This window comes from Winogradskyella luteola (genome assembly GCF_019203985.1).
GTDB lineage: Bacteria > Bacteroidota > Bacteroidia > Flavobacteriales > Flavobacteriaceae > Winogradskyella > Winogradskyella luteola.
In genome coordinates this window covers 166,604-183,092 of the sequence record NZ_JAGSPD010000002.1, presented here as the reverse complement: position 1 = coordinate 183,092, position 16,489 = coordinate 166,604, and the positions used below count along the sequence as shown (strand labels likewise).

General features: G+C 35.2%; 8 protein-coding genes. 1 reads left to right on the top strand and 7 read right to left on the bottom strand.

The window, feature by feature from the left end; translation table 11 throughout:
* Window positions 1-5: 5 nt before the first annotated feature.
* Window positions 6-1,811: an asparagine synthase (glutamine-hydrolyzing) gene (gene asnB, locus KCG49_RS02915; protein WP_218544687.1), complete on the bottom strand. Its 1,806-nt coding sequence runs from the start codon at window positions 1,809-1,811 to the stop codon at window positions 6-8.
* Window positions 1,812-2,183: 372 nt separating this feature from the next.
* Here asnB and KCG49_RS02910 point away from each other — a divergent pair, with 372 nt between their 5' ends.
* Complete coding sequence (locus tag KCG49_RS02910; protein ID WP_218544686.1) at window positions 2,184-6,509, top strand: T9SS type A sorting domain-containing protein; 4,326 nt, start codon at window positions 2,184-2,186, stop codon at window positions 6,507-6,509.
* Between the two features lie 101 nt (window positions 6,510-6,610).
* Here KCG49_RS02910 and KCG49_RS02905 read toward each other — a convergent pair whose 3' ends face one another.
* The 6 genes from KCG49_RS02905 to KCG49_RS02880 all read right to left on the bottom strand — a co-directional run bounded on the left by KCG49_RS02905 (window position 6,611) and on the right by KCG49_RS02880 (window position 16,246).
* Window positions 6,611-7,990: a nucleotide sugar dehydrogenase gene (locus KCG49_RS02905; RefSeq protein WP_218544685.1), complete on the bottom strand. Its 1,380-nt coding sequence runs from the start codon at window positions 7,988-7,990 to the stop codon at window positions 6,611-6,613.
* Between the two features lie 155 nt (window positions 7,991-8,145).
* A complete protein-coding gene (locus KCG49_RS02900; RefSeq protein WP_218544684.1) occupies window positions 8,146-9,168 on the bottom strand; it encodes an NAD-dependent epimerase in 1,023 nt (340 codons plus the stop codon).
* An 84-nt stretch (window positions 9,169-9,252) separates the two neighbouring features.
* Window positions 9,253-9,630 (bottom strand): hypothetical protein, encoded by a 378-nt coding sequence (locus tag KCG49_RS02895; protein WP_218544683.1) that lies wholly within the window; start codon window positions 9,628-9,630, stop codon window positions 9,253-9,255.
* A gap of 26 nt (window positions 9,631-9,656) precedes the next feature.
* Complete coding sequence (locus KCG49_RS02890; RefSeq protein ID WP_218544682.1) at window positions 9,657-10,856, bottom strand: alanine dehydrogenase; 1,200 nt, start codon at window positions 10,854-10,856, stop codon at window positions 9,657-9,659.
* Between the two features lie 165 nt (window positions 10,857-11,021).
* Window positions 11,022-15,383, bottom strand: a complete 4,362-nt coding sequence (locus tag KCG49_RS02885; RefSeq protein WP_218544681.1) for a DUF8693 domain-containing protein — start codon at window positions 15,381-15,383, stop codon at window positions 11,022-11,024.
* Window positions 15,383-16,246, bottom strand: coding sequence for a hypothetical protein (locus KCG49_RS02880; RefSeq protein WP_218544680.1), 864 nt, complete (start codon window positions 16,244-16,246; stop codon window positions 15,383-15,385). Before KCG49_RS02880 ends, KCG49_RS02885 begins: the two co-directional genes overlap by 1 nt.
* Window positions 16,247-16,489: the final 243 nt, after the last annotated feature.

Below are 16,489 nucleotides of genomic sequence, written 5' to 3'. Positions count from 1 at the left end.
GTTTATTATTTAAAACCAAATTCATCGTACCATTTACTTAATACAAAAAGCTTCCAGATGTTTGGTGTATGCTTGGCCTTGCCGCTCATATGTTCGTCTAAAAGCACCTTAAACTTTTTAACGTTTAGATTGGGGACTTTATTGAGAAAATCATCATTAAGAGCAGTCATAAATTCTTCTTTTAATTCATTTCGCATCCAATTACCAATAGGTACGGCAAAGCCTCTTTTGGGCTGGTTAAAAACATCCTCAGGAATATATTCTTTAAGTAAATCCCTTAGTATTTTTTTCTGTCTTCCTTTCTCATACCTAAAATGCATTGGAAGCGTTCTGGCATATTCCACAACTCTATAATCCAAAAATGGACTTCTAACTTCAACAGAATATGCCATACTCGCTCTGTCTACTTTAACGTTACTGTCGTTTTCTAGCCATAGTTTTATATTGAGATCAGCTGCTTTTTGTAAAAATATATCAGACCATTTTTTGTAGCCTTGATAATGTTTCATCCAACTCTGATTCTTTTTCTTTAACAATAGACCTTTTCTAGAAAAAATATTTTCAATAAAATCGTTTCTGGTTTTTGTTCCTAAAGCATTTTTAACCCTATGCGAGTTTATACCAAAAAGTTTTAGTAATGTTGGGTGAGACAATAACTTTCTAATAGGGTAGGGAATATCTATAATCTTTTTATTTCTAATTAAGGAATCAAAATATGGGTAACCTATAAAACTCTCATCACCACCATCACCAGATAGTGCAACGGTTACATAATGTTTTGTCACTTTATTAAGTAGCAACGAAGGCAATGCAGAGCTATCTGCAAAAGGCTCATCATATACTTCTGTAAGCTTTGGTATTAATTCTAAAATATCTTCAGGGCTACAAATTGTGGTTGTATGTTTGGAATTGATAATTTCAGCATATTGCTCGGCAATTTTACTTTCATCATACTTTGGGTCTTTAAAGCCTATTGAAAACGTATTGATTTGCGTTGGTGAAACTTTTGATGCCATACTTGAAACCAAGGCGGAATCTATGCCTCCAGACAAAAATGAGCCAATAGGCACATCGGATTGTAATCTTATTTTAACAGCATCAAGTAGAAGTTCATGCAGTTCTTTCTTAGCATCTTCATAAGATATATCTTTGATTTTTACATCTTTTAAGTTCCAGTATTCGTTAACTGTCAATTCATTGGTATTAAAATCCAATTCCATGTAATTTCCTGGAGGTAGCTTGTATATGTGCTCTGCTATTGTGTATGGACTTGGAACAAACATACAATCGAGGAATATGGATATAGCTTCTTCATTAATCTTTTTTCCTTTTAGCATTGGTCGTATTTGACTGCAAATTTCTATGTCGCTTCCGTTCCAGTAATAATAGAATGGTTTTACACCCATTCTATCCCTTGCGGAAAATAAGGTGTTGGTTGTGGTGTCATATATACTAAAAGCAAACATGCCATTTGCTTTGTCTAAAATTGACTTCCCCCAATGTTTGTATCCGATTAGAAGAACTTCGGTATCACTTTCTGTTTTAAACTCATAATTTAATGTAATGAGTTCTTCCTTTATATCTAAATAGTTATAGATCTCACCGTTAAAAACTATAGTTAGGTTTTCATAGGTCATTGGTTGGTTGGATCTTGGATCTAAATCTAATATGGACAAACGTAAATGACCAAAAGTGAGATTTTTAATTTTATCTATACCAGTAAAATCTGGACCTCTAAATGAAATTGAATCTAATTTTTCCTTTACAATTTTTTCTTCGAAAGGAATATTAGTTAAGTATATACCACACATGTAGTTAGTTTTTTGTAAAACAAAGGAATTTTCTTTTAATACCAATATGTTTTTTTTAAAAACCGTTTAAAGTACAAAGTCATCATGCTATATGCTGAATTTTCTTCAAGATTTAAGCTGTACTTTTCACCTTGTTTTGTAAAGATCTTCTTCAATATGTTAAAACTGTTATTTCAACATCTAAAACATGTATTTCACCGTATATAAAACTAAAATTGTTGATATAAATAGCCATGTATATAAACACTTACATTAATTGTATATAAAATATTACAATTAATTTCTTTTTGTCGAATAATAAAGTATTTAAACTTTTTATCGGATATTATTTATATATATTGCATAACCATAATTAAAACCTAACTAATAGTTATGAATGCCCCAAACTATCTAACTAAGATAATTCTTGGTATAACTTTTTTTTGTATAACATCACTTAATTTATTTGCGCAAATCCCTGCTTTTCCAGGTGCTGAAGGCTATGGAAAATACACTGTCGGTGGAAGAGGAGGTCAAGTCATTGAGGTAACTAATCTCAATGATAGTGGTCCTGGTTCTTTTAGAGCTGCATGTGAAGCTTCCGGACCAAGAGTGGTTATCTTTAAGGTTGGTGGAAGAATAGATATTACAGGCACTACAATAAAAATAACCGATCCTAATATCACAATTGCAGGTCAAACTGCTCCGGGCGGAGGTATTATGTTAACTCGAGAGACAATTGATAGACCTATCTTAGAGATTGACACAGACGAAGTTATTATAAGATATATAAGGTTTAGACGCTCTACATCTTACAGGAGTGGTAATAATGCAGATAACGTATGGGTTAATAGTGGTAATAATATTATTTTTGACCATTGCTCTTTTGCTTGGTCATCTGATGGTAACTTAGATATAGCAAATTATGACGGACAACCAGGAAGGCCTCCACAAGTAGAGCTATCTAATATCACTATTCAATATTGTATTTTTACAAATTCTTATGGTGGTAATAACAAAACGTTTTTAGTGTCAAGAGGACCAACAAATATAAGTTGGTTCAGAAATGCTTGGTTAAGTACCGCTACACGAAACCCTTCTGTTTCTACACCCGTTAATGAAGCACCTACGTGGGATTGTTATTATGAACATGTTAATAATTTTCATTACGATTACACAAATGGCCCTTCTTACAATAATAATGACCCAAGTGTTGATGCTGGTATTTATTATGTCAATGTGATTAAAAATTGGGCTAAAGAAAACGGAATTCCTTCACCTACAATTGAAAACACTAATATTTCAAGTAGACGTTGGTTGCGTGCAGCCACGGTTGGTAATGGTATGGAAATATATGTTGAAGATAATATAACACCATATAGACCAAATGATAGCTATGACCAATGGGAAATAGGACAAAATGGTGGTGGCCAGGCTAATAACAATGTTTTAATTCCAGATAACTTAAGAAGCTATACCTTAAATAATACGCCAATAATGACAGATAACGTGCCTTTGTGGGACGCAACTGATATTTGGAACAACTTGAGAACCCATGTTGGTGCATCGTTACCACAGAGAGATGCAGAAGATGCAAGAGCTGTTAACGACGTAGATACTGGTGGCAGTACTGAAGATAGGGTAAACAACGTGTTTCCAATAATCAGCAATGGAACTCCTTACATAGATACCGATACAGACGGCATGCCAGATTCTTGGGAAACTTCAGAATTCGGTAACTTAGGAAGTGATGGTATTATTGATACAGATGGTGATGGTTATACAGATTTAGAAGAGTTTCTTAATCAAACAGCAAACGGTCAAATTCCAGATGTACCAGCAGAAGGTGTTGAAATTACACCAAGTACTGCTACGTTAAATGTACCAGAAACGATAACATTATCAACTAATTTTACACCAAGTAGTACAACAAACCAAAGTGGTGTATGGATTTCAAGTGATCCATCAATCGCTACTGTAACCAATGGTTTGGTAACTTCTGTATCAGAGGGTAACGCTACAATTACATTTACCTCTAATGATGGAGGGTTTACTGATACTGCTGATATAACAGTAACAAATATTGTTATTCCGTTGACTTCAGTAACAATCGACCCGAATGTAATTACTCTAGAAGTTGGAGAAAACAGTCAACTTACCACAACTTTTGTTCCTACTGATACAACAGATACATTAGGTACTTGGGCCAGTAGTGATGAATCTATCGCAACTGTAGATGAAAATGGAAATATAACTGGTATTAGTGTTGGACAAGTTGATATAACATACACATCTAGTGTCGATACTATAACTGACAGTGCAACTGTTACTGTAATTGATACGTTTTATGGTACATATGAATTTTATAATGCCAATACAGACATAATGTTAATGAATATTACAGGAGATACTGATATTAACTTGGAAGGAGAAGGTAATGAAGTTAACTTTAGAAGTATTCCTGAAGGTGGGGATCAGAATGCACAAGTGGAGAGTGTACGAGTAGATTGGACAGGTCCAACATCTGGTACCTGGATAGAGAGCGGGCCAATATATGCAGGTTTACCTAATGGACATGTGGGTTTTAATTTTGAACCTTATGTTGTACAGGAAGGCACTTATAATTTTACTATTACTTATTACAGTCAAGACAATGGTTCTGGTAATGTAGTAGCTACAGACACATTTGCACTAACTTTTTTTTTCAGCTCACTACCTGTTGCAAATGCTGGTCCAGATCAAGATATTTGCGAGGGAGAAACCGCAACCTTAACTGCATCTGGTGGCCCAAATTTCTTATGGAACAATGGTGAAACTACAGCTTCAATAGATGTCAGTCCATTGGTTACAACAACGTATACAGTTTCAGTATCTGACAATGAAGGAAATATAGACGATGATAGCGTAACGGTTACTGTAAATGCTATTCCTGTCGCCAATGCTGGTGAAGACCAAACTATTTGTGATGGTGAGACCATAACTTTGACGGCTTCCGGTGGTGATTCTTATTTATGGAATACAGGTGAAACAACAGCTTCAATAGATGTCAGCCCAAGTACAGATACGGTTTATGATGTAGAAGTAATTTCAAATAACTGTTCGAGTACAGATACAGTTACTGTTTTTGTAAGTGAAGCACCAAATCTGACTGTTAGTGAAGACGTTGTACTTATAGAAGGGGAGTCTACTACGCTCAATGTCAGCGGTAGTGATAATTATACTTGGAGTACAAATGAAACAACAGCTTCCATCATAGTCTCACCTACAGTTACGACAACATATACAGTTACTTCTAATGGTAACAATGGTTGTTCCACTACTGAAAATATTTTAGTAACAGTAATTCCTGAAGTTGTTGCAGATGCTGGTGAGGATGCTACAATTTGTAGTGGTGAGAGTATTATGTTGAATGCTTCTGGAGGTGTTTCATACACATGGGATACAGGTGATACAGGTGCAAATCCAACAGTTAGTCCATCAGTAACAACTACATATACTGTAACTGTTGAAGATGCTTTTGGCAACTCAGACTCTGATAGTGTTACAATTACAGTGAACGATACACCTAATGTAACCGTAAGTAATAATATTACTATTGTAGAAGGTGAGTCGGTTACCTTAAACGCAGATGGAGCTACAACATATCAATGGAGTACAAGTGAAATTACAAGTTCTATAACGGTTAGTCCAACACAAACAACAACATATACCGTGACAGGAACATCGGATACGTGTTCAGCACAGGCACAAGTCACTGTAACCGTAGAACCCGTATTTGATGCTTCAGCTGGTCCTGATGAGCGTGTTTGTCAAAATGATAATTATGAGATTGTTTTAACGGCAAATGAAGGTGATAGTTATTTGTGGAATACGGGAGCAACTACGCAAAGTATAACTGTGAGTCCACTATCTACATCTACTTATACAGTTACAGTAACTCAAGGAATTCAAGAAGATACAGATGAGGTAACGGTATACGTAGATCCTAATCCAAATGTTGTAATAGTTAACGGTGATAGTGTAGATATTATGAGTGGTGATTTCATAACCTTATCTGCAACTGGCGCAAATACTTATGAATGGAACAATGGTGCAACACAACCTAATATTGCTGTTAGCCCTGCGATTACAACGACTTACGAAGTGAGAGGTTTTATTGGCGATTGCTATGACGAAAAACAGGTTACCGTAAACGTTATACCAGATGTTGAAGCTGACGCAGGTGATGATGTGGATATATGCTTAGGAGAATCAGCAACCTTAACAGCTAGTGGTGGAGATGAATATGTTTGGAGTACTGGTGAAACGACGCAAACCATTCTAGTATCTCCCAATGCAACAACCGAATATACCGTTACAGTATTTAATGCCTTAGATTTTGATGAGGACAGTGTAACTGTATTTGTCGATACTGACTGTGAGGACGATGTCGATCCTGTTGACCCAGATGAGGGTGAACCACTTGATTTTGATTTTTCTGTATTTCCAAATCCAGCTTCAGATTATGTAAATGTTAGACTTTCGGGTTCTACAGCTCTTTCAAGAATATATTTATACGACATTACTGGTAAGTTGATTCACTCTGAAATAATTTCAAATGAATACTTAAGTATATCAACTACAAGGCAAATAGATGTGAGTATGCTACATCCAGGAATGTACTATATTAGGATGGTAGATATACAACAAGAAATTTCTAAAAAATTAATGATTAGATAAATTAAGTTAGTTATTTTTATAGTGAGAACGGCACTAAAATGTTCAATAATATTGAAACTTTGGTGCCGTTAATTTTTGATATTATTTATATATATTAGACTTTATTGTCCTATAGATGAGTACTCAAAGCCTATCTTAGTCATTTCAGCTTTATCTAATATATTTCTACCGTCAAAAATAAATGCTGGTTTTTTCATGTTAGCATAAATCTTTTCCCAATCGTAAGTTTTAAATTCATCCCATTCTGTCATTATCGCAATAGCGTGTGCACCTTTAAGAGCTTCATAAGGGTCGCTATAAGTTGTTACGAGCTCCTTATTTTCAGCATCAGTACGTGTCTGTAGATAGTTTAAATCTGCATATACCTTTTTTGATGGAACTTTAGGGTCGTAAACTGCAATATTCGCTTGTTCGCTTAATAAATGATCTGCAACATAAATGGCAGCAGACTCACGTGTATCATTGGTATCCTTTTTAAAAGCCCAGCCAAGCATAGCAATTTTTTTTCCAGAAACCGTATTATATAATGTACTTATTAAGTTATCGGAAAAACGTCTTTTCTGATGATCGTTTAAAATGATAACTTGTTCCCAATAATCAGCAACAGCATTTAAACCGTAACTTCTTGCAATGTAAACAAGGTTTAAAATATCTTTTTGAAAACAAGAACCTCCAAAACCAATTGAAGCATTTAAAAATTTAGGGCCAATTCTAGAGTCCATACCAATGGCTCTCGCTACTTCATTAACATTAGCTTCTGTATGCTCGCACAATTCCGAAATCGCATTAATAGATGATATACGTTGTGCTAAAAATGCATTAGCGGTCAACTTTGATAATTCTGAAGACCAAACATTTGTTCTAAGAATTTTATCTTGCGATACCCAACTCCCATAGATGTTGGCTAAACTTTCAATAGCGGATTCGGATTCTCCACCAATTAATACGCGATCTGGATTTAATAAATCTTGAATCGCTGTACCTTCAGCCAAAAACTCTGGATTAGAAAGTATTTCAAACGTTACATCGCTTCCAGTATTATGTAAGATACTTTTTATGGCTTGAGCCGTTCTAACTGGTAATGTAGATTTTTCTACTACAATTTTATCAGTAGTGGCGACCTCAGCAATATTTCTTGCACAAAGCTCTACATACTTTAAATCTGCAGCCATACCTTTTCCTTTACCATAGGTTTTGGTCGGCGTGTTTACTGAAATGAAAATCATTTCAGATTCATTAATGGCTTTATCAATTTCTGTAGAAAAGAATAAGTTTTTTCCTCTGGTCTCTGCAACTATTTCCGCAAGTCCAGGTTCGTAGATAGGAAGTTTTGATACATCTTCATCGTTCCAAGCCGCAATACGCTCTTCATTTATATCTACTATAGTAACCTGTATATTAGGGTTTTTCTTTGCTATTACCGCCATAGTTGGTCCACCAACATAACCAGCACCAATGCAACATATTTTATTTATTTTCATTGTTTTAAGTTTATTTGACTTGGGTTAATTCCTTTTCTGGAACACAAATTTGAAAGAAGTATTCGGTTTCTTCTAAATTAATATATCAACGACGTGTTTTAACGATAAACTTCATTACACTATAAGAACCAGCACAATCTATCGTTATAATGCGGTTAATTTTTATAATAATCTTTATACCAATCTATAAAGGATTTTACGCCATTTTTAATTGACGTGTTTGGTCTGTAATCAAAATCCTTAATTAACTGATCTACATCTGCCCAAGTACGCTCTACATCTCCCGGTTGTATGGGAAGCATGTTCTTCTCAGCGGTTTTATCTAGATTAAATTCTATCTCTTTAATAAAATCAAGCAGTTTTACGGAATTATTATTACCAATATTATAAACCTTATAGAGTTCTTTATTATCTGTTCTTTCAGTTATTGGCTTTTCAATGATTCTTACTACACCTTCTACAATATCGTCAACATAGGTAAAATCACGCTCCATTTTTCCATGGTTAAACACCTTAATGGGTCTATCGTTTACGATGGCATCTGTAAACAAAAACATTGCCATGTCTGGTCTGCCCCAAGGGCCATAAACTGTAAAAAATCTTAAGCCTGTTGTGGGGATGTTAAACAAATGGCTATAGGTATGTGCCATGAGTTCATTACTTTTTTTGGTAGCAGCGTAAAGGCTTATGGGGTGATCTACATTATCCTCTGTAGAGAATGGAATTTTTTCGTTAAGTCCATAAACACTAGAGCTACTTGCATACACTAAATGTTTTATTGAGTTATGTCTACAACATTCCAATATGTTTAAAAAGCCAACTAAATTCGAATCAATATAAGTTTCGGGGTTTTCCAAGCTATATCTCACACCGGCTTGGGCTGCAAGGTTACAAACAATATCAAAACCTTCATTTTTAAATAATTTAGGAAGTGCATCTCTGTCTTCGAGATTCATTCTGACAAAAGTGAAATTATCATTTTCGCTTTTACAAACTTTATTGAACACTTCTGCATCATGTCTATCAATACCGAGCTCTCTTAATCTCGAAAATTTTAAGTTGACATCATAATAATCGTTAATATTATCTAACCCAACGACTTTGTGTCCCTTTTCCAAGAGTACTTTGGCTGTAAAAAAACCGATAAAACCTGCTGCTCCCGTTACTAATACTTTCATATTCTATTATTCATTAATAAAATTCGACATCAAAGATGAAAATTTATATTGAAGCCTCTAAATTTTCATCTAAAAATTTATGGATTAATCTTTTATATAATTTATGGTCAAAACCTTTGCGAGGGAATCACAATTCTTAACGGTAAGTTCTATGTCTTTATCTTTGTAGATATTATCAATATGATAAATTTTACAGGAGTCTAATTTTGTTTTACTTTTTGAAAAATCCACACTACCATATTTTACCAAGTTCAATACTGTGCTTGAATCTAATGCCTGATTTTTTATAAAAGAAGCTACATCTGAAGAGTAGACAAAGGGCTTGGAGCTAATGTTTTTTACAGTTCGGGCATTGGGGCCATAGTCACAAGATGCATCTTTTCCGTTTAAAAAAAACATAAGAATAATAAGACCTAAAGAAAAACCGCCTAGATAGTAAGCTAAGCGTTGCGTAAATTTCATAAAATATAATTTTTGAACAATAGATGCTAAAATATCAACAGATTGGCATCATTATAATCTAAACCATACCACTCGGCTACAGATTTATTGGTTAAAATACCGTGGTAAAAATACAACCCATTTTTTAATCCTCTATCAAAACGTAATGCATTTTCTAATCCGCCGTATTCTCCGATTTCTAACAAATATGGAGTAAAGATATTACTGATAGAAACTGATGCGGTTCTTGAATAGCGTGCAGGAATATTGGGTACGCAATAATGTGTTACACCATTGTAATCAAAGGTAGGATGGTCGTGTGTTGTTACCTCACTGGTTTCAAAGCAGCCACCCATATCAATACTAACGTCTATAATTACCGATCCGGGTTTCATGTGGTCTACCATAGTTTCTGTTACAACTATGGGCGAACGATTTGTGCCTCTTACAGCTCCAATGGCTACATCGCAACGTTTTAATGCTTTAAGAAGATTTTTTGGTTGCATTGTGGACGTATAAACTGTACGTCCTAAATTATTCTGAATACAGCGTAGTTTTGTAATGGAACTATCAAAAACCTTAACGTTGGCTCCAAGTCCAATTGCTGAACGTGCTGCAAATTCACCAACAGTGCCTGCGCCCAAAATTAAAACTTCTGTTGGCGGTACTCCGTTGATATTGCCCATCATTAAACCATTACCACCATTGACATTGGATAGTATTTCTGAAGCTATTAATATAGAGGCAGTTCCTGCAATTTCACTCAGTGAACGTACAGCGGGATAGGCACCGTCTTCATCTTTAATATACTCAAAAGCCAAAGCCGTAACTCGTTTTTTGGCCAAAGCTTCAAAATAGGCTTTGCTCTGTGTTTTTATTTGTAAAGCAGAAATTAATATAGTTTGTGGATTAATGAGTTTTATTTCATCTAGCGACGGCGGTTCTACCTTAAGAATAATAGGGCAGGAGTAGACTTTTGCTGTATCCTTAGAGACTTCTGCACCAGCTTCACTATAATCTTTATCTTTAAAATTGGCACCTTCGCCAGCACCAGATTCAAACAAAACACGATGTCCATTGGCAGTTAATGCAGAAACTGCATCTGGTGTTAAACACACCCTTTTTTCTTGAAAATGGGTTTCTTTGGGAATACCAATAAATAAGTCCCCTTTTTTCTTTAGAATTTCCAAGGTTTCTTCTTGTGGTAACAATTGTGCCTTGGTAAATGGTGATAAAGATTTACTCATTAAGCTAGTGAATTGGTAATGCGTCTGCAATATAGTAAAACACTATATACAGATACAGAATTAATGTTACTTTCAAATTACAAATATTTTTTGATTGTATAATAAAATGGGCTAGATATTTAATTAAGATTACATCTAGCCCATTTATAAATTAAAGTTGTAATACTAATTAATGACCAACTTTTTAATACGTTTTTCGTTAGTTTCTGAAACTAATTCTACAATATAAACACCTGCACTCAAATTAGAGACATCAATAGATTGTCTATTCTCATTTGTGTCTAGTGGCATAGAATTTATATTTCTACCATTTAAATCGTACAGATTAAAATTCGTTTCTGCAGATAATTGTCCACTAATAACAATAGTTTTATCTGTTGAATTAGTAAATATATTGAGCATTTCTAAAGGTTGTTCTACTGTACTAAGTGTAACAGCATTAAAACGTAAATAGAAGCGACCAGTACCCGAAATATTATTTGACGGTGTAAATGTATAATCTCCAGAGTTTAAAAGTACTACGGAATTAGCGACTACATCCTCTAAATATACATTCACTGTACTTGGCAGTGTAGATTCTAAAATACTAAAACTTAAAGTTTCATTAGCATTAGCATTAACACCTAAAGGGATAACAATGTTAGTTAAATCGTTAGTATTTAGTGACTGTAAGGCTATAGGTACACCAGTGTTATCTTGTACTAAATTAGAATAGATAGCAAAGTTTGGTGCGACTTCGTTCCAAATGGCTGCATCGTATCCTGGATCTAAGCCTAGGCTTGCATTATCGTTAAAGTAAAAATCCGTATGGTATGACTTATTATCTGTATTCGCTTTAAGTTTAAAATAGGTGAGGAGGTTAGAATTACGGCCAACTATAAAATCATCACTATTTCCTTTTCTTCTCATATTAGGCGTAAAGGCAATGTTTCCTGATGTTTCTGCATCGACAAAGAAACCTTGACCTGGGGCTATTACGGTACTGGCAGTTGTGGTTGCCAAATTATAAATAGTCCAACCATCTGTAGCAGAGCCATCATAACCGTATATTCCAACGGAATTTTCATCAATCAATCCAGAATTAGCCATATTATTTAAAAAGTCCTGAACGTTGAGGTAACTTGGATAAGGATTTCCTATAAGGTTCCAGTTACTTCCACCGCCAGCAATTATAGGCACATTAACCGAGCTTGTTTGTACAGAACCATCGAAAGTGTAAGTACTTCCATCTGTTGAACCAGATCTGTAACCAACCCCTGGAGTTAAAATGCTACTGTCATCTGAAGCGGAGTAATTTACAAAGGATACGGTAGATGTATCGAACGGACCAAATAAATATGCTAAGTTACCGCCTATATTACCTGATAAAATATTAAGGTTTGCCATTCTAAAATCCCCAAAAGTTTGCCCAGTTACTGGTGCGCTTATTAAGTCATTGTCTCCTGTTGTGGTATTGGGAGCTGCTGCATTATTTACATGGCGCATGTATAACACATTTCCTGTGCTGGTTCCTTCAACAATTAAACTAGAATACATACTCGATATGGATTCTAATTGTAAAGATCCGTTAGTGATTAAATTTCCTTTTACGGTTAAGCTAGAACCTTCTTCCACAATCACAGAGGCTCCACTATAAATTTCAAGATTATTGACTTCAACATCTTTTTCACCATCTATGGTGTAAATACCATCAGCAATAATAGTATTAATTGTACCGGAAGTGTCGTCTGGACCATCACTATATATCCAATCATCTCCACAATATAATATGGAACCAGATGGGACCGTTACGGCACAGCTGTTACCTGGATCTAAATACTGAATTAATGTTGCTTTTGGAGTAGTAGCGCTATCATCTCTATTATTTGATATACCTCCTCGTCCTCTCAAATGTATGCTTACCAAACTGTTTAAGCCATCACTATAAAGTTGTACTCTTAATGCATCAGCCTCAATAGGATTGGTATTTGCACCTCCCCATTCGTAGATACCACTATCTATCCAGCCACCTTGACCTTCTTCTAGGGTATTCCATACACCATCTGTTCTGTAACTAATTCTCCACATGGTATCTGGTTGAGGTTGGCTATCGTATGTACCACCAATAGTGATATAGTTGATATATTTAACATTTGGCCAATTTACTTGCCACTTCATGCCTTCATCAATATCTGGGACACCTAAGTTCTCATTAAAGTTAACTCCATACTCGTTCCAATCCGTCATAGTACGGTAATCGTCAATTGCAGGATCATATAATATTTCTTCTGGTATTCCCCTTCCTCCCGAAATAGAGCCTGTGACAGTGGCTTCTGCAAGCAATGCAAGATTTATACTATCATCTGGCATATTGTCTGGTATACCTCCATTGCTACATTCGCTTGGTGCCTCAAAAAGATGGTCTTCAGAAATAATACATGTAGGAAGCGCACTAAAATTTGCACTAACGTCCACATCTAAACCATCTGCCGTTAATCCAGTTAAGGTTACAGTTTGTGGGCTTGTACCTATAGAAAAGGATTGGCCATTAACGTCTAAAGTTCCTGTTCCTGGTGGATTTACGTGTGTAACAATTATATCTTGTGAATATGTATCGCTAATTTCATCACACGCATATGTTTGCCCAGCTTCTATACCTTTTAATGGACAATTAGAGTCATAAAGGACAATTAATTTCGGTGGTTCATTATCATTATATGAATTCGCAATTCGTTCGCCTGTACCAGATATTATGAATGTAATTGCATTTTCAAAAGCCCAAGCTGGTTGAGTGATAATTTCAGTAACGATATCCGTTAAGTCAGGTGTTCTTTGGTAAAAACCTTCATTGCCAACAGTTCCCCATTCTGGTATATCATTCCAAGGGACTGAATTTGTAGTTGGGGTACGAGATGAAATGTCATTGGTTGCAGTACTGAAAGTAGCACTACTTGGCGATAATTCTCCATGTATGGTTAGACTTGTTGGTGTTTGGATATCATCTCTTTCATCCACAGAAAATTGAATAAAAGCTCTGAAAATAGTTGCACTTTTTGGGATTTCAATATCATCAAAACGTACGCCAATTATTTGGTCTTCGTTATCGAAAACCAATTCTAAATCACTACTTGAAACGTTAACATCTCCACTAAGCGTATTTTCTTCAGCATCATCACTTGAAGCACTAACTTCAGTAACATAGGCTGTAGTGTTAATGCTGTCATAACCTACACAATTACACGAACCGTCCTCTTCATCATATATAGTATCTGGATCACTATCATCACATGGGCTATAGGCCACAGGACAGCTAATATCATTAGAATTGGATATCGTTACTACATCGCCAGTTGGTGGTGAGAATACATCTAAATTAGCTGGAAGCGTAAAAGGGTCTGTATTACTAACCTCACCAACTAAATCGGCATTATCAACTCTAATAGTTCGCAATTCAATTTTAGAGGTTTCTACAAAAATAAGCTTGAATTGATTAAAACTTCCCGAGTTTCTTGTCCAGCTTTTATCATCATTATTTGGTCTTAGTGGAGCTCCCCAGCATCCTTCACCAGTATATACGGTACCGTTGGTTTGGTCTATAACAAAGCCTTCATCATTGTTTGGTCCGGAAGAAGGCATTACTGGCCATGTTGTTTTTGCAGTATGCGAATCGCAATCTACAACCAAACGTACACTGTTATCATAAAACAACTGAGCCCATGAGTTATATATGACATAATTTTCATTTTTGCTGCCCGTATGCGGTCGCATAGGCTTGTGGTATTGTGCTGCTTTCCATGTCACCCCAGATGATGCGGCTAAATCATTTTGCAACCAAGTACGCTGGCTACCAAGTACCGAAATTTCTGTATTTAGCGTATAGGCTCTAAAGAGATTATCTCCAAAGGTAATAGCATAATAAGAGTCTACATTTGTATCAAACAAATCGTAAATTTCAGAACCATCTTCATGATTACCACGGGCAGGTATAATAGGAAACATTCTCCCATCGGAAGCTATTGTATCTTGCCAATCATCAAACCATTTAACCCATTCTATATCTGTACTGTCATCGGTCATGTCGCCAGCAAAAAGCACTCCATGTGGCTTTAATTTGCTTACTAACAAGTTAGCTGCGCGTCTTGGAGTTCTAAAATTCCTTGAGTCACCACCAGCTATAAAGGATAAGCGACTATTGTCATTTGGAGCTGTTCTAAACCAAAACCTTTGACTCGTTCCTTCACTATCGTTAATGACAAAGTAATAATTCGTATTTGGCGTTAATCCGGTTAATCGTGCAAATCTATTTTCCATACCTTTTGCAAGAATACCTCTGTCTACAGCTTTGGAAAAGGCATAAAGAGTATGGTCTACACCGTGGTCTATGGTATCATAATACACTACAGGGTTTGTTCCAGATATTTGATCCCAACCTATTGTCATTGTTGTAGCTGGGTCATCAACCAATATAATACGGTACCTATCATTGTTGGCGTAAGCACAACAGATAATAAAAAAGAATAGTTTTGTTAAAAGTAATTTCGTTTTCATCAGCGAGTAATTTTTCTTCTTTTATTTTTTTCTTCCATTAGCAACACTACAAGTGGCAACAAACCATGTGATAGTCTATATACAACCAAAAATAAACTGCCGTGGATCGTAGATGCTGCAAAATCTAAATTAAAGCCAGCTAGTAACCTAGCAAAAGCTGTTGCTAAACCCCAAAACACCATATACAACAACGCATACTTTGATATTTTAGGTATAAAAATTAAGACCGACATTACTATGTCCAAAACACCGGCCACATACAAAAATGTAGTCGCCTGAGGTTCTGTAACACCTAGAATCAATATGGTCATATCCACAAAGTATCCAGGTAAATATATCAGTCCCATAGCAAAAAGACCATGCGCAATAAACGTACATGCAATAGCTATTTTTAAGCCATTAATTATCTTTTTGTTATCTGTTATATCCTTTTTAAAGCTTAGCAATAATACTACTGGTGGCGAAAACTGTATGAATAATTCAAAAAACATTAAATATTCATAGTTTTTGTCCTTCACCATACAAATGCCAATTATTAGTAAAATTGCTAGTGCTAAACCAATTACTGTTTTCTTCAGCTTTTGGTAACCTATTTTATCCCAAAACAAGCTAATAATTGCAGCAAATAAAAATACGATGCTGCTTAATTTTGTTATGCCATCAATCCAGGCATTAACCTTTGGGCTGGTAACATAATCACCCCAAGAGTAATTAGTCAATCCTTCAACTACAGGAGTTAATAGACTCTCGTCCCATAGTATAGCTCTGAATGGAGCACCAAAAAAATATAACTGATAGGCTCTTCCCAAGAAAACTGAGAAGGCACATATTTTGATAAGCCATATTATTTTAAGTTTATTCATTTAGAGCATTTAAAACTAAATAATAATGGTCAAATACTTTTTTATATTCGATTAATTGAATATAAAATCCTATGAATTGGTAAATTCATATTATATTTTCGATTAAATACCTTAAAATGATTAATGTTTGGTGATGTAAAGTTTAAAGAAAATAATTAATGGCATAAACTTTTTTCGATCAGATTGAAAACGAGAATTGGAGGGAAGTTAGACCTCAATAAATACCGTCCCTCTTTTGCAAAT